Raw genomic sequence first — 19,138 nt, 5'->3', positions numbered from 1 at the left:
TTATAATTTAAAACCCCGTTGTCTTCGGGCTTCAAAAATGAGTATTCCTGCAGCAACAGATACATTCATAGAATCTATTTTGCCCTGCATGGGTATTATAATGTTTTGATTAGCATGTTCGCGCCAGGGTTTACTTAGTCCGTTAGCTTCTGTGCCCACTACAATAGCGATAGGAGAAGTGAAATCTATTTCCTGGTAAGGTTTAGCATCCTGTAGAATTGCGCTGTAAATATTTATGTTTTTCGACTTGAGAAAATTGATCACATCTTCTGATGATGCCAGTGCTGTTTGCGTTGTAAAAACACCCCCAACGCTGGAGCGAATTATATTAGGATTGTACAGATCTGTTAACGGATTTGCAATGATTAAAGCATCAACTCCTGCTGCATCTGCCGTGCGCAATAATGCGCCAATATTTCCGGGTTTTTCAGGTGCTTCGGCTACTAAGATCAACGGATTTTCAGGAAGTAGAAGATCTGTTAAGTTATGTTCTTTAGTTTGAGTTAATGCTATAACACCTTCTGTGGAAGCGCGATAAGCTACTTTTTGATATACTTCACCCGATATTGATATGATTTCGGTCGATTCTTGTAATAAGGCAAAAAGATCACGCTGTTCTTTAACCTCTATAATTTCTGGGCAGTAGAAGATTTGAAGTACTGTATAATTTTCCTGAAGAGCAAGACTTATCTCACGTAAACCCTCAATAACAAAAAGCTGATTTTTACGTCTTTCACGCGATTTTTCCTGTAATTGAACCAGTTTTTTAACCGTAGGATTATGTATGCTGCTTATCTCTTTATGCATAGTTAAAATGCTTCGGTTTACAGAAAAGAATTGTTTTATTATTTTTTGAATATAGGGATAAAATAAGAAAGCGTATAACCGTAGCCTACGCCAAAAGGACTATCTGTTGTTACCTTATAAAAACCGGGAATATAGATGTTGCCAAAACCTTCTGGTTCTTTTTCAGTCACCATTCTTTTTAACTGAAGGTTTATTCCTAAATACAAATTGTTTAAAATCTCAGCCTGTACGCCTAATTGTAATTCTAGCCAGATCGCATTTAACCCGGAAAAATCTCTCTTTTCGGTCCTAAAATCGGGTTCGTAATAGGTATTTGTGGTATAAATGGTATAATTATTCAACTCTTGAGAAAAGCTGGAGAAACCAGCACGTAATCCTACATAAATTAGATTAGACATACCGTACCAGTTGTTGTAGGCATTGTAGTTAAAACCTGCTTTTATATAGCTCCCTTTAGTGGTAACATTAAAGTTTGTCTCGTCAGATTCTTTGTTTTCATTACCAATTTCTGCAGCGATGTAATAATTTTTTTTAATTCGGAAATCACCTGCAATTTCTAATCCCTTGTATTTATCATCCAGAAAAGAACGCAAGGGTTTACTAAGGTCTATGCCAATGCGCAACCCGTACCGGTCTGTATTATTAACCGTGCTTAATGTATCTGTAGCAGATGTTACAGCTGCTGTATCTATACCTTGATCTTCATCTTGAGCTAATGCAGAAAACGAAGCGCAGCAGATAATACTAATGATATATATTAACGTGCGTGGTGTTTTCATCAACAACTATTTCAGAATTAATTTCAATATCTTCTATCCACCTTCCATCTTCGCCATTTGTAGTAGTAGCAGCAAGATCGTCATAAGTAACGCGAAAACCGCATGCTCGACTTATGTAGACCTCGTTTGTTAAATAATCAAAGGTGATTATATCTGTATTTTCAGGTTCATCGCCTTCTGTAACGCCGGGGTTTTTAGTAATATAATATTGTGTTTGCTCAACATTTGTACGCAACGGTAACTTTATTAATGTGTCGTTAGTAAATGTGAGAACATCTGTCTTATTAACTTCTACGGCTTGTAGATTTATGATTTTTGCTTCGGTGCGATTATCAACATTATAAAACTGAATAACTAATTGCGGAGTTGTGGGTGTGCTTACCGCGCAAATATCATCGCGCTCACAGGCACTTAAAATAAGTGCTATAAAGCAGAGAAACACTACTGATTTTCTTATCATAATCGCCTAAAATGCCTATTTATCTCTTCTCTAGTAACACCACGTTTTCTACATGATGCGTTTGTGGAAACATGTCTACCGGCTGTACTCGGGTAACTTTATATAACTCATCCAGCAAAGCAAGATCCCGTGCTTGTGTTGCACTGTTGCAACTTACATAAACTATACGATCTGCCTTTATTTTGATCAATTGATCTACCACATCTTTGTGCATACCATCGCGTGGAGGATCTGTTATAATAACATCTGGTTGCCCGTTTTGTTTTATGAATGCGTCGTTAAATACATTTTTCATATCACCTACAAAAAATGATGTGTTTGCAATACCGTTAAGTTTAGCGTTTTCTTTAGCTGCTGTTATAGCATCAGGAACAGCTTCTACACCTACCACTTTTTTAGCTTTTTGAGCCACAAATTGAGCTATTGTGCCGGTTCCTGTATATAAATCATAGACGATCTCATTGCCGGTAAGACCAGCAAAATCTCGGGTGATTTTATAAAGTTCGTAAGCTTGTTCAGAATTGGTTTGGTAAAAAGATTTGGCATTGATCTTAAACTTAAGACCTTCCATTTCTTCAAAGATGTGATCTCTGCCAGAAAAGCAATTTATATCCTGATCATACAGCGTATCGTTTCCTTTCTGATTGATCACATATAGTAGCGAAGTGATCTCTGGGAATGTCATTTTTACATAGTTGAGCAATAGCTCACGTTCTTCTAAATTATCATCATAAAATTGAATAAGCACCATAAGTTCGCCTATAGAGCTGGTGCGTATCATCAAGGTGCGTAATAAACCTTCCTGCTCCCGTGTATTAAAAAAGGCAAGATTATTTGCTTTAGCAAAATCGCGTACACAATTACGAATAGCGTTACTGGGATCTTTTTGTAAGTGACATTCTTCAATATCCAGAATCTTGTCCCACATTCCCGGAATATGAAATCCAAGCGCATTGCGATCATCAATCACCTCATCGCTTTGTATTTGTCGAGGTGTAAGCCATTTATTGTTGCTAAAAGAAAATTCCATTTTATTCCTATAGAAATATTGGCGTGCGCTGCCAGAAATAGGAGTCACTTCTGGTAAATCTACCTTACCTACGCGCTTTAGGTTATTTACAACCTCATTCTGCTTGTAATCAAGCTGGTATTCATAGGCCATATTCTGCCATTTGCAACCTCCACAGGTTCCAAAGTGCTTACATACAGGTTCTGTACGCTTTGGTGAATATTTATGTATATGAATAGCAGTGCCTTCAAAATAAGCTTTCCGCTTTTTTGTTGTCTGTACATCAACAATATCGCCAGGTACGGCGTTATTTACAAAAATGACACGACCGTCTGTAGCTTTAGCTATTGCTTTTCCTTTTGCACCGGCATCTATAACCTCAATCTGGTGAAATACCTTTCTTATGTTTTTTCTTCCCACGCCGCAAAAATAGAATAATTAGAAAGATTATAGATTAGGCTGACTTTAAAATGTATATGTAATATTTAGTAATTTGCAGGTATTATAAGGGTGATTTCTCTCCTTTTAAAATTTCGGGCTTCTACCGGGATACACAAGAAGGAATCTTAAAATTTACACTTAATTCATTATCACATGACAACTGTAGAACAAATAACCTCAAAAGAGGCTATTGAACTTGAAGAAAAACACGGTGCACATAACTATCATCCTTTACCAGTAGTACTCAATAGAGGAGAAGGGGTGCATGTGTGGGACGTAGAAGGAAAACAGTATTATGATTTTCTATCAGCATACTCTGCCGTAAATCAGGGGCACTGTCATCCCAAAATTGTGAATGCTCTTAAGCAGCAGGCAGAAACATTGACACTTACATCAAGAGCATTTTACAATGATATTTTAGGGAAGTATGAAGAATATGCAACTTCATATTTTGGGTTTGATAAATTACTTCCCATGAACACGGGAGCAGAAGCTGTTGAGACTGCAATTAAGCTTACGCGAAAGTGGGCTTACGAGAAAAAAGGTGTCGCAGAGCAAGATGCACAGATTATTGTATGTGAGAATAACTTCCACGGGCGCACGACCACCATTATTTCTTTTTCTAATGATGCAGATGCTCGTAAAAATTTTGGTCCTTATACTCCCGGCTTTATAAAAATACCTTACAACGATATTGAGGCTTTAGAAAAGGCATTGAAAGAAAATGACAATGTAGCCGGATTTTTAGTTGAACCAATTCAAGGTGAAGCTGGAGTTTACACACCCGCAGATGATTATATCGCTAGAGCGAAAAATTTATGTAATTCTCATGATGTTCTTTTTATAGCAGATGAGATACAAACAGGTATAGCACGCACAGGATCTTTACTTGCTGTTTGCGGCAATTGTAGCTGCGAGCATACTTGCGAAAGACAGGAAACATATAGCAGACCAGATATTTTAATTCTGGGTAAAGCGTTGTCTGGTGGTGCATATCCTGTATCTGCAGTTCTTGCAGATAATGCAGTTATGGATGTTATAAAGCCTGGTCAACATGGTTCTACATTTGGTGGTAACCCTATTGCGGGCGCTGTTGCAATTGCTGCTCTTGAAGTTGTTAAAGATGAAAACCTGATCGTTAATGCAAGAATCCTGGGTGAGTTATTCCGGGAGAAATTAAATGAGTATATCAATGAGAGTTCTATAGTTAACCTCGTGCGTGGTCGTGGATTACTAAACGCTATTCTTATCAATGATTCCGAAGACAGTTCTACAGCATGGGATATTTGTGTAGCCTTAAAAAACAACGGACTATTAGCTAAACCTACTCATGGTAATATAATACGTTTTGCACCGCCTCTTGTTATAACAAGAGAGCAGCTGCTTGATTGTGTGAGTATTATTATAAACACCTTAAAACAGTTTGAAAAATAAGATATAAAAGGCTTTAAAAACAGAAAAGGCGACTTAACAGGTCGCCTTTTTAATTATATATAATCTTAATATTATGTACGTTGCTGCATACTTTCAACCTTTTGACGCAAAAGCTCCTGATCTTGTAAAGTATCCCAACCAAAATACGCTATTACAGCGATGATTAATAGAACGACAAGAACGCTTAGTACTAATGCAATAATCGATAGTATTTTACCGGTTTTAACCTGAGAAACATCCTCATATAGATCTGGATCTTGTTTATAAAGTTTTAAAGATCGCTGTGCCAGAACAAGACCTATAATTGCAAATAAAAGTCCGGGAATACCATAGCAACAGGTACCAACGATACCTAAAATTCCAAACACCAGGATAAGCGTAGAATTGGGTAGTTTTTGTTTTTCCATAATTGAGATTAATTAGTTTAGTGGTTTATTGAAGGAGCAAGATAATAAAATGGTGCACTATCAATATTACGCAGTATCCAAAAAACCAGTATAAAAGCTAAAATAATGGGTGGAGAAGCCGAAAAATACAGAATATTTTGCACTCGGACTTTTTTTCTATTAATGATCTTCAATATTGAATTATATACTACCAGCAAGAGACCAATGGGCAAAAGGAGATTGTAGTTTATCATTTCATTAAAATTAAAATGTAGTAAACTATACAACGCTCTTTGACTTCCACAACCCGGGCAATAAAGATGAGTTATTGCGTAGAATGGGCATTTTGGGAAAAATGAATAGTGTAACGGGTTAAATTTAAAGTATAGTAGTAGGATACTTAATGAACCTAATGCTATAGCCAAATATTTATATGTAATCTTTTTAATAACCACCCATAAATGCTCCGCCTACGCCGGCAATTACAAAGATCATAAAGTAAAGTATGATAAAAATAATACCTGCAATTAAGGAGTATTTCACCCATTTAGCTGCATTTTGAGACGCTTCACGAGCCTCTTCTATATTTCCGTTTTCATAAGCCGAATTTACTTTTGCAGCATAAATGATGGCAGCGATACCCGGAGGTAAGCAACAAAATATGGTTACAAGAATAGCTTCAATGAGATAATTTTTAGGTTTTTCCATTATTTAAGAGATGAACTTTAAACAATAACTTACAACCATTGTAAGTACACTAATTATTGCCAGGGCAGGGGTAATAATAGGGGAAAATCTCAACTTAATAAAAATGCTCAATGCGGTATAACCTATAAGCAATACAAGAGGATATATCGCAGGATACATATGAAAGGAGTCTGCAAATCTTCCTTCAAATAATAGAAGAAGAGATCTTTGTAACCCACAGCCTACACACTCAAAACCCAGGTATTTTTTAACCAGGCAAGGGAGCATGTATTTTTCCATAGTGGTACCTGCTAGTTTTTGTTATAAACAGAAATCTTTTTAGAAACCTCAATATTGTCTGCTGTTACAACGCGCACGATATAAATACCATCACTCCACTTTGCAGAAGAAACAGTCACTTGTGCAGCAGTACCTTCGTTTATTTTAGAAGTCATTTGGCGTCCAGCCATATCATAAACAGATATTTCTTTAAGAGAATTACCTAACGGATTTAATATTTGTAATTCTGCCTGTTTGTTATTTTGAAAAATATCAAACGAATTTTTAATGTCTTCTGCTACACCAAGATTTTCGGATGAACCGTTTTTGAAAGTAATTTCAAAGCGATCATTAAAAGTTCCTTTAGGTAAATCAAATGCATGTGCACTATAAAGAATGTCAAAATACTCACCCGTCTTAAGGTCGTGTAGCCAAATACCATCTATATCAAAATTGATATCGTCTACCTTTACGTTGAAATGGTTTTTAGAACTGCCACCATTTATTTTAAGCGGAAGTGTCTTATCAACATTATACGGCAGCACATTAATCATATAAGGATTATCATCTTTTGCTATTAGATAATTAACATCAGTATCAAGTTCTGAAATATTCATAGCATCGCCTGCTCTGTCATAACCATCTGTAGCGTCGTCAAATAGAGCCGTTGTTAAATGACGTGTATATTGATTGTTAATCTCAATTTTAATTTTAAAAATAGGCATGATTAATTCACCACTCTTGTTATAACTAATTGAGCCTGGTTTAAGTTTTAAAGATTTTGTATTATCCTTATCAACAACGTCTTTAGACTTGAATTGTGAATTGCCATCTTTCTCTTTCACATAGACACGAAATTCATTTTTTGCAGTAACAAAATCATCAGCAGTACCTACCACCATAAAACCTTGTCCTACGGGTGCAAAATGTCTTTTTATTGTTCCGTCTCCTGAACCTGAACCACCAGTAGGTTCACCATACCTATCATACATACTAAAACTTGCGGGCGTATAATCTCCTGGAGAAGCACATGATGCCAACGGACTAAAAGCCCCGTAACCACCTTGATAATCTGTTAAATAATGTGATTTTACACCGGGATCAGATTCCCAGAAATAAGCAATCCCCGTAATTGTGTTTCCTACAGGAGTAGGAGTGTATGTACCATCCCCACAATTCGCAACATTAGTATCCCCAGAATTAGAAAGCAAATAAAAGCTCAGGTTCATTGCAGAAGGATATGGGTTACCCACTAATGTGGTTTGGTCTGTCTTGACTTCTACACTAATATTACCATTATTGGGTCTGCCTCTAAAATCATAAGGCTGAGAAGCTGCTGTTGCATTTAATCCTTTCATGGTAAAACCTTCACCAGGATTTATATCCCCGCTACTAAGTACTTGTTGCCATCCTGAATAAGAATCTTCAGCAATGTATTTGTAGATCCAGTAATTTGCAATTAGCATATCAGTTCCATCATACGAACCATCATATCCGGTCGCATAACGGGCAAGGTTACTATTTATACCTTCAGTGCCGTCAATGGGATAGTAAATACCACCACCAGAAGTGCCTAGATCGGTATTAAAACCAGCATTTCCATTCGCAGCATTTGCGGGATCACTAACAGGTGATGTCCAGAACTGATAATCCCATTTATTGGCTATCCCTTCCTGAAAAACAGAAATGACTCCCTCACCTTCATTAGCACTATTAGAATTACCTTGTATTAATTGTCCTTCGTCGCGTAGATAGATATTTCCTTCTTTAAGGGCGTTTTCGTCATATTGCAGATTTACTTCCTGCTCAACAAATAAAATTTCATCTTTTACATATACATAAACCTCATCATCTGGTGTAGAAGCAGGATTGGGTTGCACGTATAATTGAGCACTTGCTGCAATAGGAAGTAATAAAAAGAAAAATTTGGGGTAAAACTTTTTCATAATTAACTATTTAAGGCAAAAATAAGGATTTATTTTTTATGTTGGTTATTTACTGATAATTTTGATGTCTAACTGGTATAGCATTAATAATAATCGATGAAAAGCTTTAAGAAAGGTCAAAAAGTACTTTTTATAAATGATGATCTAAGCGGGAAAATATGCCGAATTGATCAGGATCGTATTTGGGTAGAAACTGAGGATGGCTTTGAGATTGAAGCAGATGAAGCTGAACTTATTGCTGCAGATGATTTTGAAATACCGCATCCTGAAACCGATGAAATTGAAAATGCAATTAAAGAGAAGACCGTCGTTAAGAAAAAATCACAGCGTGTAAAACCTAAAGAACGCAATCTGCCGCCTATGGAGGTTGACCTGCATATTCATCATCTTACTTCTAAAACAAGAGGAATGTCTAACCACGACATGCTAACACTTCAGGTTGATACTGCAAGACGACAATTAGAATTTGCCATTAAAAAGCGTATTCAGAAAGTTGTTTTTATACATGGCATAGGAGAGGGCGTCTTACGTGCTGAATTAGAATATCTGTTTTCCAGATATTCTAATGTGAAATTCTATGATGCAGATTATAGTAAATATGGGCAGGGAGCAACTGAAATTTATATTCTTCAGAATTCCTGATTATTGGTTGAAAACCGGTGTTATAGTATCGGTTTTTGGTCCCGGTTTATATTCACCAAAGTCGAGACTTTGCTGGCGTATGGTTTCATCTCCACTTTGATTCTGAAAAACTATATTGCTTAGGTTTATATAAACCAGAATATTCTTAAACTGGTAAGTATGCACCCTGTATTTATTGATATTGTAGTCTACCGCTATTAAAGGGTTTAGATAATCTGCGGCCGCATTTTGGTCTGTACGGTCATTTGCAGGATTAAGATCTTTATCAGGATCTTCATTTCTGGTAAGAACGCCATCACCATCGTCATCTTCATCCAGATAATCCAGAATACCGTCTTTATCTGTGTCACGTGATTCTGCAATATTTATACTTCCGTCAGTATTAAATTTTAAGCCTTCAGCATTTGTGGGTACATTATCACCATCATCATCATTATCATAGGTATTTGGTAAACCGTCACCATCATAATCTTCTTTACCATCAAGTAACAGCTCAAATTCTGCTGCGATGCCATCGTTATCATCTTCTGTTCCTGTTGTACTTATTGTGACAATGCCTTCCTGGCTTATGTATTCTTCGTTGACTTTAGGCGCTGCAGGCGGGATAGCGTTACAGAAATAATCACTGGCAATATCTGCATCATACATTCTATAGCTAATTGCATTAGAAGAAGAACCAAGGTTAAAACTGTATGGCGTATCAAGACTTCGTGAAGTTAAAATAGGCTCATCTGTAGAGAGTTCAAAAGACAAACTCTCATTAGTCTCGTTGTTGATCTTATAAAATACATAATTGACAGATGAAGTGGTAGTATTGTCTACGGTGCTGCACATAGCCACGCTAACATCTGAAAAATCAAAATTTGTTACGATAAGATCACCATCATCACAAGAAATAACTGATAATGCCAATATTAAAAATCCCCAAAAACGTTGCATAAATCGGTAAAATTTAGAACAAAAATAGCTGAATTGTACTTTACAAACGATTGGGGTATGAAATAATTTTATTCTCTGTAATTTTGGGCTCCTAAAGTTAAAATTTAATGACTCCTATCTATTTTGATAATGCAGCCACAACTGCAATACGCCCAGAGGTTCTAGAACGAATGATAAATGTGATGCGAGAAGTGCCGGGCAACCCCTCATCTTCTCATGCTGTAGGGCGCAAAGCAAAAAGTCTTATTGAGAACGCACGTAAAACTGTTGCAACTTTTATGGGAGTAACCGCTGCAGAGATCATTTTTACCTCTGGAGGTACAGAAGCAGATAATCTGGTTCTTAACAGCGCTGTGCGTGATCTGGGAGTAAAGCATTTAATTACAAGCCCAACTGAGCATCATGCTGTATTGCATATCGTAGAGCAACTGGAGAAAGAATATAAAGACCTGAAGGTTTCTTATGTCAAAATAAAAGAGTGCGGCAGCGTTGATACTTTGCACCTTGGCCAGCTTTTAGCTTCTACTGATGATAAAACTCTGGTTAGTCTTATGCACGTGAATAATGAAGTAGGGAATATTCTCGATGTGGAAGGCGTAGGGAAGTTATGCAAACAATATGGCGCTTATTTTCATAGTGACATGGTTCAGTCGGTAGGGCATTATGATCTTAAATTAAAAGAAATACCGGTGAATTTTATGGCTGCAAGTGCACATAAATTTCATGGGCCAAAGGGAGTTGGTTTCGCTTATATCGAAAAAAACAGCGGATTAAAACCTATGATCTTTGGTGGTGGGCAAGAGCGTGGCGCACGTGCCGGTACAGAATCTGTTCATAATATCGTTGGCCTTGAGGAAGCCTTAAAGTATGCGTATAAAAATCTTGATGAAGAACGCAGGCAGATTGAAAGTATTAAAGCATATTTCGTCAACGAACTTTCAGCTGCAATACCAGATGTAAAATATAACGGTAATTGTGCAGATAATTCTAAAAGTACCTACACACTGGTAAATGCATGTTTGCCTATTCCACCAGAGAAATCATTAATGCTTTTGTTTCAACTTGATTTAAAAGGTATAGCGTGTTCTAAAGGAAGCGCCTGCCAGAGTGGAAGCGACCAGGGCAGTCACGTGCTAGAGGCTTTTTTAAATGAAGAAGACAAAGTAAAACCGTCTGTACGATTTTCATTCTCACATTACAATACTAAGAAAGAAGTAGATTACGTAGTAAAAACCCTGAAAGAATTTATAGAAGATTAGGCGATAAAAATCGGGTGTTTTAGGGGTTTTTTCGGTTAAAAATGGCTAAAATCGGGCACTCATTCTTACGTTAAAAACGCGAGGAGATAAGAAATTAGGGATGGCATATTGCTGTCTTGTTGATGCATCGCGCACATAAGTATTTGTAATGCTGTTCTGGCGATCAAATACATTAAAAATCTCAAAACCTATAGACAAATCTTTAAAGGGATTTAACCAATGTCCTTCAGGATAGGTTTTTTGTGCATCTGTAAAGACGTATGAGAAACCAGCATCTGCTCTAAAGTAGAACGGCAATGTACTTTGGTAATCATAAGGATCTGCATATCGTGGTGACCCGCCGGGCAAACCTGATTGATAAACCATATTCAGGTACATTTTTAAACTGGGAATATTAGGCACATAATCCTGAAACAAAGCGCCTACTTTTAAACGTTGGTCTGTTGGTCTTGCGATATAACCACGATCTTCAATGTTTTCTTCGGTTTTAAGATAACCCAGACTCACCCAACTTTCTGTGCCGGGAACAAATTCTCCGTTGAGGCGTATGTCAATTCCATAAGCATAAGCTTCAGCATTATTTCTGGCTCTGTAGCGTATTCTAACGTTCTCAAGTCTATATGGGTTTACATCTGTGAGCTTCTTGTAGTAAACTTCAGAAACCAGTTTAAACGGGCGATCTGCTAATTTAAAACTCCAGTCGTGACCTGCTACCATATGTATAGATCGTTGAGCTTTTACTTCGGGCCTAACCGTACCCAGAGAGTCTCTTAATTCTCTGTAAAAAGGGGGTTGATAATAAACTCCTCCCGCAAGACGAAATACCATATCCTGCTTCCAGTTTGGCTTTAAGCTAAATTGCCCTCTTGGGCTAAAAACTGTCTGCGTTACTGAAGAAATATCTTGCCCGCTCACCGTCCAGTTGTGCGCACGTACGCCCAGATTAAACCATCCTTCATTATCACCCAGATCTATGCGTTTGCTGTATTGTGTATAACCTGAAATTCTATTTATCTGCACGTCATTTTTCGCTCTTGAAGCGGTAAAAGGAACAATAGGCGAACTATATGCTGTGTATGGTTGATCATTTGCAAAATCAGGCAGGGGAGGGCGTATTGAGAATCCGGCAGAATCTATAATTTCATATTCCTGTAAACGGTCGCGTATATCTTCACGTGTATATTTTATGCCCCAGTCCAGCTGTGAGTCATCAATTTTATATTGGCCTTTATGCTCAATATTTATGATAAAAGCATCAAGATCGTTACGTGCATGTGTAAGCTGCGCGCCCACACCTTCAGTAAATTCTACCTCACCCAGATCTTCGTCACCTATAGAAGTATTGGGCGTGCCTAATCTATACTGAGCCAATATATCATAATATTCCTGCTCCTGAGTTTGGTAAGCAGAAGTTATTAGTTTTAAGGTCAAACTTTCTGAAGCCGCGTACGTTGCTTTTAAAGCGCCAAAGTACGTTTCGTATTTGTCTTGTTCCTGTCCTTCATAGAACACCAGAAGCGCTTTAGGATCTGCCAGCGTACCAAAGTTTGTTTGTCTGGTGAGCGGCTCATAATCGTATTTGTTAATGGCAATATTTCCTAAAAAGCCTATTTCTAGCTTATCGTTTACTAAGTAACTTAAATAAGTCTGTACGTCTGTAAAGCGAGGCTTAAAGTTAGTTTGTGTTTGCTTTGCATCTACCAGCAAACTATTATCGCGATACCTGGCACCTACAATTGCAGAAAGGCGACCGTTTTTGCTCAAACCTTCTGCAGAGACGCTCGCACCCATTAAACTTAGATCTACAGAAGCGCCAAAATCTGTAGGTCTTCTGTATGAAATATCGAGCACAGAAGACAATTTATCGCCATATTTTGCCTGAAAACCTCCCGCGCTAAAATTGACATCACGCACCAGATCTGTATTTACAAAACTCAACCCTTCCTGTTGACCAGATCTAACAAGAAAGGGACGATAAACCTCTATCTCATTTACATAAACCAGATTCTCATCATAATTACCACCGCGTACTGCGTATTGTGTACTTAGTTCATTATTAGAATTTACCCCGGGTAGCGTTTGCAGTAAATTTTCAACTCCGGGATTTGCACCGGGAATTCTGCGTATTACTTCAGGAGAAAGAGTAACAATTCCTTCTATTCGGGATTGATTATCTGCCGAAATCACAACCGCGTTTATTTGCTCTACTTTAGTATTGAGCACGGGGTTAAATTCTATTTCTTCTTTCGCTTTAAGCGAAAAACTAGCCGAAACCGGTTTAAAACCTACGTATGTAAATGTAATTGTCGTTTCTGTGTCTGCCGGGATTGCGATCTCGTAAAAACCGGTATCGTCACTTTGGGTGCCTGAAGAATTGAAAGTGATATTTACACCACCCAGCGGATTTTGATTTTCATCAAATACGATACCTTTAACGGTGGCATTCTGCGCCCATGAAGCACTGCAGATAAGCAGTAAAAAAATCGCCCTAAAAGCGCTAAAATCTCTCAAAAGAAGGCTATTTTCGGTAAAACTTAGCCGTAAATGTAGAACTATTTCCCACATTATCTGTAACGATAAGCTTAAAGTCGTTTTCAGAATCTGTTACTACGCCATCGCTAAAATCATGCACAAGTTCATCTGTCTTATAATCATACTCCATAAGTATGAATTTTCCGTTCACAGTAGCGCGGAAGCTTTTGATCCCAGACTTGTCATCTGTAATTTTAAATTTAAGCGTGTTGTATTTGCTCATCCACTTTCCGTCCTCAAGACCTTCAGATTTAATTCTAGGTCCGGTATTATCTATTCCTATCGCATAATCGCCCAGATTGCGCGTGCTGGCGCTTAACTTATCGCCATTAAGGCGGGAACCGGTGTAGTACAGTTTATCATTATAACCCACAGAACCTATATACAGTTTGTCGCGATCTTCAGGTTTGTATTCGCTTATATCTGCGGTTATGGTTACGCTTTTCTGTAGCGGGATGATGTCTTCATGCAAGTGAAGCTTGTTGTCTTTCTCATAAACATCAAGATAATAATCGTCATAGAAAGCGCCTTTGGGAATGTAGACGCTGTATTTATTTAGGTTAATGTTTAAGTTTTGATCTGCTTGCGCGAAATAATCTGTTTTTACAATTTCTTTAGGTTGTAAAATAGTGTCCTTTTTTACAGTAATAGGCACGAGTACAGAAGTGCGATTGCCTTTAAAATCATAAATATTTACATTATAAACATAATCATAACCTTCTTCGGTCAGGTTGAGCACTCCTTTATCGCTAGCTTCTTTATAAATACTCAATGGGTTATTGCGTTCTACAAACAATTTTTGAACGCGGTCCCTTTTGGTTTCAAAATATTCATAATCTATCATGCGGTTGATGTATCTCGTTTCTGCGAAAGAAAACTTATCCATCATGATCTCAACGTTTTGTTCGCCGTTAAAAGAGGTTTCAACTTTATAAATCCCATTGTGGTTGTTAGCTCCGTTTTGTTGATCTATCGCACCAATACCAAAACCTATCTTGCCATAAGCGGTTATTTTTTCGCTTAAAAAAGAGTTATTATTCTGCTTAGTAAACCTCAGTTTTTGCGGAAGCTGAGAGTTATTTACTTCACTACTGTCAGACAACGGATAAACAAAAAGATCATTTAAAACAGGCGCTCTGGTATCTTCAATGTTGATACCAAATTGCATGGGGTTCATGGGTCTTGCGTTTTTATCGCGTATCTCAAAGTGAAGATGCGGGCCGCCACTACCGCCGGTATTTCCGCTGTAAGCCACAACTTCACCCTGTGTTACGGTTAATTCGCCAGCTTTAGGGAAGATTTCTATTGCATATGATTCTTTATCATACTGTCTTTTTTTAACGTATGCTTCAATTTCTGGTGAGAATCTTTTAAGATGCGCATACACTGTGGTATAACCGTTAGGATGGTCTATGTATAATGCTTTGCCATAACCATAGCGTTGTATTTTTATACGGCTCACTGTACCTGAAGCACTTGCCAGCACCTCGAGACCTGTGCGTTGTTGCGTTTTAATATCGAGACCACTGTGAAAGTGGTTACTGCGCAGTTCACCAAAATTACCGGCAAGAACTAAAGGAATTTTTAAAGGGTTTATAAATTCTGTTTCCGGCTGTGAAGATTGCGCCGAAAGCATAGTTGAAAGTAATAATACAAAGAGGTACAGGGTATTTTTCATAGCACTGCAAGATAAAAATTTTGGAAACAAATGACATCTTAAAATACAATATGCTCTACACCTTTGCTTTAACATTAAAAAATAATATCTCGCTTATAGATTTACAGTATATGTTGAAAATTAACTCTAAATGTATTGGGTTATTAGTACTCGAATGTTAACTTTGTCTTACCAAGCATTGATAGTACCGCATATGAGTGAACTTTTAGAACGTGTTGATTCCTTGCAGAATACTATTAGTAAATTGCTTCACAGGCATGAGATTCTAAAGCAGAAACATGAGGCATTACAGGAAGAAAAAGAAAATCTGAAAAGCCAAAATGAGTTGTTGCTAAAGACCCTGGAAAACTGGGAGGCAAAGTACAGCACGCTTAAAGCAGCAAATGCTATGCTAGGCAGTAAAGATCATAAGAGGGAAACAAAGCTCAAAATAAATGCCATGATTCGCGAGATTGATGCGTGTATAGCACAGCTGGCAGATTAAGGTAAGTGTATGTCTGATAAGCTAAAAATAAAGATATCTATAGCAGACCGGGTATACCCGTTAACAATTAATCCTCAACAGGAAGAAGGATTGCGTAAAGCAGCTAAGGATATTGAGGAGATGATAAAGAAATTTGAGCAGAATTATGCTGTTCGGGATAAGCAGGATGTACTGGCAATGTGTGCCTTACAGTTTGCTTCTAAGACCATACAAAAGGATATTGACGGTGAGAAAGATCACGTTGAGGCCGCCAGACAACTGGAAAGCCTTGAGAGATTAGTAAAAAACCACTTGTCCTGACGTTCTTTAAAATAGAATTATTACTGCCTACATTGGTTATTTTTTTGATAAACTCAACACGAATTCTTTAAGGAGGGTGAGTTGAGGTTGTAAAAGCGCGCCGTTCCCTTTTAGGGACCTACGGATTCTTGATCAGCCTGTTAGCCCTAAACTTGTATTTAAGGAGTTTATACAAAATTCGCTTCCAATGTAGGCTTTTTTTATATATACAAACACCAAATGGAACATACCGTACTTTTATTTATAGTAGGAGTCATTGCGCTGGCAATAGGCTTTTTAATCGCTAAACTACTTGAGCGAAACAACGCTTCACAACTTGTGAAAAATGCAAGAACAGAAGCAGATCAAATAATTAAAGAAGCAAAAACAGAAGGAGAATCAATTAAAAAAGACAAAATTCTTCAGGCAAAAGAAAAGTTTATCGAGTTAAAATCTGAACATGAAAAAGTAATTCATGGCAGAGATAAAAAAATATCTGAAGCAGAAAAAAGAACGCGTGACAAAGAATCTCAGGTAAGTAACGAACTAAGCAAAAACAAAAAGCTTAATCAGGAAATAGAAGAGAAGGTTAAAGATTATAACGACCGTCTTGAATACATTGAGAAAAAGCAATCTGACATTGATAAACTTCACATTAGCACAGTACAGCAGTTAGAAGTAATTTCTGGTCTGCCCGCAGAGGAGGCAAAAGAGCAACTTATAGAATCGTTGAGAGATCAGGCAAAAAGTGATGCTATGGCTTTCATACAAACTTCTATGGAAGAAGCTAAGCTTACAGCAGAACAAGACGCTAAAAAGATAATCCTAAACACCATACAACGCATAGGTACAGAAGAAGCTATAGATAATTGCGTTTCTGTATTTAACCTGGAAAGCGATGATGTAAAAGGCCGCATCATTGGTCGTGAAGGACGAAACATTAGAGCTATTGAAGCAGCAACAGGAGTAGAGATTATAGTAGATGACACACCAGAAGCTATTATTCTATCCTGCTTTGACAGTGTGCGAAGAGAGGTTGCAAGACTTTCACTTCATAAATTAGTTACAGATGGTCGTATTCACCCGGCTCGTATAGAAGAGGTGGTAAACAAGACGACTAAGCAGATAGAGCAGGAGATAGTAGAAGTAGGTAAGCGTACGGTTATTGATCTGGGTATTCATGGTCTGCATCCTGAATTGATAAAAGCAGTAGGTAGAATGAAATATCGTTCTTCTTATGGTCAAAACCTGCTACAACACAGTAGAGAGGTAGCTAAACTTTGTTCGGTTATGGCTGCAGAGTTAGGTGTGAATCCTAAACTTGCAAAACGCGCCGGATTGTTACATGATATAGGTAAAGTGCCTGAAACTGAAAGTGAACTTCCTCATGCTTTATTAGGTATGGAGTGGGCAGAGAAACATGGTGAGAAACCTGAGGTTTGTAATGCAATAGGAGCTCACCATGATGAGATCGAGATGAAAAGCTTACTTGCACCTATAGTTCAGGTTTGTGATGCTATAAGCGGTGCAAGACCGGGAGCAAGACGTCAGGTGTTAGATTCTTATATACAACGATTAAAAGATCTTGAAGATATTGCCTTTGGTTTTGGCGGTGTAAATAAAGCTTACGCTATTCAGGCGGGACGTGAATTGAGAGTAATTGTAGAAAGTGAGAAAGTAAGCGACGAGAAAGCAGCTTCACTTTCGTTTGAAATTTCGCAGAAAATACAAACTGATATGACTTATCCCGGTCAGGTAAAAGTAACTGTAATACGAGAAACCAGAGCGGTAAATATCGCGAAGTAATTTCATCAGTAGTAGAATAAAAAAGCCCGATCTAATTTAGATCGGGCTTTTTTATTTTATAAAGTGTCTTAACTAATCCTCGTTAGACGATGATGAAGATTCATCCATAGAATGATATACGTTTTGTACGTCTTCGTCTTCTTCTATTTTTTCAAGCAGCTTCTCAACATCTTCAGCTTCTTCCGGGCTAAGTGCTTTAGTTACCTGCGGAATGCGTTCAAAACCAGAAGAAAGTATTTCTGTTCCTTTTTCTTCTAAAGCAGATTGTATAGCGCCAAAACTTTCAAAAGGAGCATAGATAAATATTTCATCCTCATCCTGAAAAACCTCTTCTGCACCGTAATCTATAAATTCAAGTTCGAGCTCTTCAACATCCAGACCTTCTGCAGCAATTTTAAAATTACAAGTATGGTCAAACATAAACTCAACAGATCCTGAAGTACCCAGGTTCCCATTACATTTGTTAAAATAGGAACGTATGTTTGCTACAGTACGGTTATTATTATCTGTCGCTGTCTCAATGAGTATTGCAATACCGTGAGGCGCATATCCTTCAAAAAGTACTTCTTTATATTCACCCAGACTTTTATCACTGGCACGTTTTATAGCGCGCTCAATGTTGTCTTTTGGCATGTTTACACTCTTCGCATTTTGTATTACAGCGCGTAGTCTTGAGTTGGTATCAGGATCTGGACCACCTTCTTTTACAGCCATCACAATGTCTTTACCTATGCGGGTAAAGGCTTTTGCCATAGCGCTCCAGCGCTTCATTTTACGTGCTTTTCTAAATTCGAATGCTCTTCCCATAGTAATATTATTTCGGGCGTAAATTTATAAAAAAGGATATATCTAAAACGGTTCTTTTTTACTTTCAGAAAAAAGCCGCTTTTAATAAAAAATATCGCTATTTAAGGCTAAAAATCAGCTTTTTAACCGCCAATAATGCTTTCAATTGTATGCGCCAGTTTAAAATCTCGATCTGTAACGCCGCCGGCATCATGGCTTGAAAGCGAAATTTTTAGTTCGTTGTACGAGTTGCTCCAGTCTGGGTGATGGTTCTGTACTTCTGCTTCAAAGGCAATACGCGTCATAGTTGCAAAAGCTTCTTTAAAATTTTCAAACTCGAGTGAAGTGTGAATCGCATTGTCACTGTACGTCCAGCCTTCAAGTTTTTGCAGGCGATCTTCTATTGTGATCTGGTCTAAAGTTTTCATAGTTAATTTTTTGATGTTATAAGTTAAATCGATTTTTGGTTAAATTCAACCGATTTTCGGCTTTAATTGAGTGATTT

The 19,138-nt window shown here is 37.6% G+C and carries 20 protein-coding genes and 1 other RNA gene; 7 read left to right on the top strand and 14 right to left on the bottom strand.

Annotated elements, in window-relative coordinates; translation table 11 throughout:
* From ACH3O9_RS18085 to rlmD, 4 genes are read right to left on the bottom strand one after another with little or no spacing between them, the layout of a single operon-like run.
* A complete protein-coding gene (locus ACH3O9_RS18085; protein ID WP_416442785.1) occupies positions 1-807 on the bottom strand; it encodes a TrmH family RNA methyltransferase in 807 nt (268 codons plus the stop codon).
* A 38-nt stretch (positions 808-845) separates the two neighbouring features.
* On the bottom strand, positions 846-1,586 hold the full coding sequence (locus ACH3O9_RS18080) for a DUF6048 family protein (RefSeq protein WP_416442783.1): 741 nt from the start codon (positions 1,584-1,586) through the stop codon (positions 846-848).
* Entirely contained in the window at positions 1,552-2,046 is a 495-nt protein-coding gene (locus ACH3O9_RS18075) for a DUF6452 family protein (protein WP_416442781.1), read from the bottom strand. Before ACH3O9_RS18075 ends, ACH3O9_RS18080 begins: the two co-directional genes overlap by 35 nt.
* Before the next feature lie 19 nt (positions 2,047-2,065).
* Positions 2,066-3,475: a 23S rRNA (uracil(1939)-C(5))-methyltransferase RlmD gene (gene rlmD, locus ACH3O9_RS18070; protein WP_416442779.1), complete on the bottom strand. Its 1,410-nt coding sequence runs from the start codon at positions 3,473-3,475 to the stop codon at positions 2,066-2,068.
* Positions 3,476-3,649: 174 nt separating this feature from the next.
* On the opposite strand from rlmD, the gene rocD reads away from it, so the two are divergent.
* Positions 3,650-4,930 carry an ornithine--oxo-acid transaminase gene (gene rocD / locus ACH3O9_RS18065; protein WP_416442777.1) on the top strand — a complete coding sequence of 427 codons (1,281 nt, stop codon included), beginning with the start codon at positions 3,650-3,652 and terminating at the stop codon, positions 4,928-4,930.
* Positions 4,931-5,001: 71 nt separating this feature from the next.
* Here rocD and ACH3O9_RS18060 read toward each other — a convergent pair whose 3' ends face one another.
* From ACH3O9_RS18060 to ACH3O9_RS18040, 5 genes are read right to left on the bottom strand one after another with little or no spacing between them, the layout of a single operon-like run.
* On the bottom strand, positions 5,002-5,337 hold the full coding sequence (locus tag ACH3O9_RS18060; RefSeq protein WP_416442775.1) for a CCC motif membrane protein: 336 nt from the start codon (positions 5,335-5,337) through the stop codon (positions 5,002-5,004).
* Positions 5,338-5,354: 17 nt separating this feature from the next.
* Positions 5,355-5,771 carry a DUF2752 domain-containing protein gene (locus tag ACH3O9_RS18055; RefSeq protein ID WP_416442773.1) on the bottom strand — a complete coding sequence of 139 codons (417 nt, stop codon included), beginning with the start codon at positions 5,769-5,771 and terminating at the stop codon, positions 5,355-5,357.
* A complete protein-coding gene (locus tag ACH3O9_RS18050; RefSeq protein WP_416442772.1) occupies positions 5,761-6,024 on the bottom strand; it encodes a CD225/dispanin family protein in 264 nt (87 codons plus the stop codon). The genes ACH3O9_RS18055 and ACH3O9_RS18050 overlap by 11 nt, the downstream gene beginning before the upstream one ends.
* A 3-nt stretch (positions 6,025-6,027) precedes the next feature.
* Entirely contained in the window at positions 6,028-6,303 is a 276-nt protein-coding gene (locus ACH3O9_RS18045) for a DUF2752 domain-containing protein (protein ID WP_416442770.1), read from the bottom strand.
* Positions 6,304-6,314: 11 nt separating this feature from the next.
* Positions 6,315-8,228 carry a T9SS sorting signal type C domain-containing protein gene (locus ACH3O9_RS18040; protein WP_416442768.1) on the bottom strand — a complete coding sequence of 638 codons (1,914 nt, stop codon included), beginning with the start codon at positions 8,226-8,228 and terminating at the stop codon, positions 6,315-6,317.
* A gap of 96 nt (positions 8,229-8,324) precedes the next feature.
* On the opposite strand from ACH3O9_RS18040, the gene ACH3O9_RS18035 reads away from it, so the two are divergent.
* Positions 8,325-8,870 carry a Smr/MutS family protein gene (locus tag ACH3O9_RS18035; protein WP_416442766.1) on the top strand — a complete coding sequence of 182 codons (546 nt, stop codon included), beginning with the start codon at positions 8,325-8,327 and terminating at the stop codon, positions 8,868-8,870.
* Here ACH3O9_RS18035 and ACH3O9_RS18030 read toward each other — a convergent pair whose 3' ends face one another.
* Positions 8,871-9,809: a hypothetical protein gene (locus ACH3O9_RS18030; RefSeq protein ID WP_416442764.1), complete on the bottom strand. Its 939-nt coding sequence runs from the start codon at positions 9,807-9,809 to the stop codon at positions 8,871-8,873.
* Between the two features lie 107 nt (positions 9,810-9,916).
* Between ACH3O9_RS18030 and ACH3O9_RS18025 the strand changes: the two genes are divergently transcribed.
* The gene (locus ACH3O9_RS18025) at positions 9,917-11,068 is read left to right on the top strand and encodes a cysteine desulfurase family protein (RefSeq protein ID WP_416442762.1); all 1,152 of its coding nucleotides are present in this window, start codon (positions 9,917-9,919) and stop codon (positions 11,066-11,068) included.
* Between the two features lie 45 nt (positions 11,069-11,113).
* On the opposite strand, the gene ACH3O9_RS18020 is transcribed toward ACH3O9_RS18025, so the two are convergent.
* Positions 11,114-13,633, bottom strand: a complete 2,520-nt coding sequence (locus ACH3O9_RS18020; RefSeq protein ID WP_416442760.1) for a TonB-dependent receptor — start codon at positions 13,631-13,633, stop codon at positions 11,114-11,116.
* The gene (locus ACH3O9_RS18015) at positions 13,587-15,278 is read right to left on the bottom strand and encodes a M23 family metallopeptidase (protein WP_416442758.1); all 1,692 of its coding nucleotides are present in this window, start codon (positions 15,276-15,278) and stop codon (positions 13,587-13,589) included. The genes ACH3O9_RS18020 and ACH3O9_RS18015 overlap by 47 nt, the downstream gene beginning before the upstream one ends.
* A 193-nt stretch (positions 15,279-15,471) precedes the next feature.
* On the opposite strand from ACH3O9_RS18015, the gene ACH3O9_RS18010 reads away from it, so the two are divergent.
* The 4 genes from ACH3O9_RS18010 to rny all read left to right on the top strand — a co-directional run bounded on the left by ACH3O9_RS18010 (position 15,472) and on the right by rny (position 17,847).
* Positions 15,472-15,762, top strand: a complete 291-nt coding sequence (locus ACH3O9_RS18010) for a hypothetical protein (RefSeq protein WP_416442756.1) — start codon at positions 15,472-15,474, stop codon at positions 15,760-15,762.
* Between the two features lie 9 nt (positions 15,763-15,771).
* Positions 15,772-16,062: a cell division protein ZapA gene (locus tag ACH3O9_RS18005; protein ID WP_416442754.1), complete on the top strand. Its 291-nt coding sequence runs from the start codon at positions 15,772-15,774 to the stop codon at positions 16,060-16,062.
* Positions 16,063-16,113: 51 nt separating this feature from the next.
* A non-coding RNA gene (ssrS, locus tag ACH3O9_RS18000) (6S RNA) lies at positions 16,114-16,231 on the top strand.
* 50 nt (positions 16,232-16,281) lie between these two features.
* Positions 16,282-17,847 carry a ribonuclease Y gene (rny, locus tag ACH3O9_RS17995; protein ID WP_416442752.1) on the top strand — a complete coding sequence of 522 codons (1,566 nt, stop codon included), beginning with the start codon at positions 16,282-16,284 and terminating at the stop codon, positions 17,845-17,847.
* 72 nt (positions 17,848-17,919) lie between these two features.
* On the opposite strand, the gene ACH3O9_RS17990 is transcribed toward rny, so the two are convergent.
* Positions 17,920-18,654, bottom strand: coding sequence for a YebC/PmpR family DNA-binding transcriptional regulator (locus ACH3O9_RS17990; RefSeq protein ID WP_416442750.1), 735 nt, complete (start codon positions 18,652-18,654; stop codon positions 17,920-17,922).
* A 122-nt stretch (positions 18,655-18,776) separates the two neighbouring features.
* Entirely contained in the window at positions 18,777-19,061 is a 285-nt protein-coding gene (locus tag ACH3O9_RS17985; protein WP_416442748.1) for a 4a-hydroxytetrahydrobiopterin dehydratase, read from the bottom strand.
* Between the last annotated feature and the right edge of the window lie 77 nt (positions 19,062-19,138).

The sequence above is a fragment of the Leeuwenhoekiella sp. A16 genome (assembly GCF_047946675.1).
GTDB lineage: Bacteria > Bacteroidota > Bacteroidia > Flavobacteriales > Flavobacteriaceae > Leeuwenhoekiella.
This window is presented reverse-complemented; position numbering and strand designations above follow the sequence as displayed.

What these genes read in the sequence shown, in the direction of transcription:
- ACH3O9_RS18060 (WP_416442775.1), bottom strand. Translation starts at nt 5,337, where the DNA reads ATGGAAAAACAAAAACTACCCAATTCTACGCTTATCCTGGTGTTTGGA.
- ACH3O9_RS18050 (WP_416442772.1), bottom strand. Translation starts at nt 6,024, where the DNA reads ATGGAAAAACCTAAAAATTATCTCATTGAAGCTATTCTTGTAACCATA.
- ACH3O9_RS18085 (WP_416442785.1), bottom strand. Translation starts at nt 807, where the DNA reads ATGCATAAAGAGATAAGCAGCATACATAATCCTACGGTTAAAAAACTG.
- ACH3O9_RS18080 (WP_416442783.1), bottom strand. Translation starts at nt 1,586, where the DNA reads ATGAAAACACCACGCACGTTAATATATATCATTAGTATTATCTGCTGC.
- ACH3O9_RS18040 (WP_416442768.1), bottom strand. Translation starts at nt 8,228, where the DNA reads ATGAAAAAGTTTTACCCCAAATTTTTCTTTTTATTACTTCCTATTGCA.
- ACH3O9_RS18075 (WP_416442781.1), bottom strand. Translation starts at nt 2,046, where the DNA reads ATGATAAGAAAATCAGTAGTGTTTCTCTGCTTTATAGCACTTATTTTA.
- ACH3O9_RS17985 (WP_416442748.1), bottom strand. Translation starts at nt 19,061, where the DNA reads ATGAAAACTTTAGACCAGATCACAATAGAAGATCGCCTGCAAAAACTT.
- ACH3O9_RS18015 (WP_416442758.1), bottom strand. Translation starts at nt 15,278, where the DNA reads ATGAAAAATACCCTGTACCTCTTTGTATTATTACTTTCAACTATGCTT.
- ACH3O9_RS17990 (WP_416442750.1), bottom strand. Translation starts at nt 18,654, where the DNA reads ATGGGAAGAGCATTCGAATTTAGAAAAGCACGTAAAATGAAGCGCTGG.
- ACH3O9_RS18035 (WP_416442766.1), top strand. Translation starts at nt 8,325, where the DNA reads ATGAAAAGCTTTAAGAAAGGTCAAAAAGTACTTTTTATAAATGATGAT.
- rny (WP_416442752.1), top strand. Translation starts at nt 16,282, where the DNA reads ATGGAACATACCGTACTTTTATTTATAGTAGGAGTCATTGCGCTGGCA.
- ACH3O9_RS18025 (WP_416442762.1), top strand. Translation starts at nt 9,917, where the DNA reads ATGACTCCTATCTATTTTGATAATGCAGCCACAACTGCAATACGCCCA.
- ACH3O9_RS18005 (WP_416442754.1), top strand. Translation starts at nt 15,772, where the DNA reads ATGTCTGATAAGCTAAAAATAAAGATATCTATAGCAGACCGGGTATAC.
- ACH3O9_RS18020 (WP_416442760.1), bottom strand. Translation starts at nt 13,633, where the DNA reads ATGTGGGAAATAGTTCTACATTTACGGCTAAGTTTTACCGAAAATAGC.
- ACH3O9_RS18030 (WP_416442764.1), bottom strand. Translation starts at nt 9,809, where the DNA reads ATGCAACGTTTTTGGGGATTTTTAATATTGGCATTATCAGTTATTTCT.
- ACH3O9_RS18045 (WP_416442770.1), bottom strand. Translation starts at nt 6,303, where the DNA reads ATGGAAAAATACATGCTCCCTTGCCTGGTTAAAAAATACCTGGGTTTT.
- rocD (WP_416442777.1), top strand. Translation starts at nt 3,650, where the DNA reads ATGACAACTGTAGAACAAATAACCTCAAAAGAGGCTATTGAACTTGAA.
- ACH3O9_RS18010 (WP_416442756.1), top strand. Translation starts at nt 15,472, where the DNA reads ATGAGTGAACTTTTAGAACGTGTTGATTCCTTGCAGAATACTATTAGT.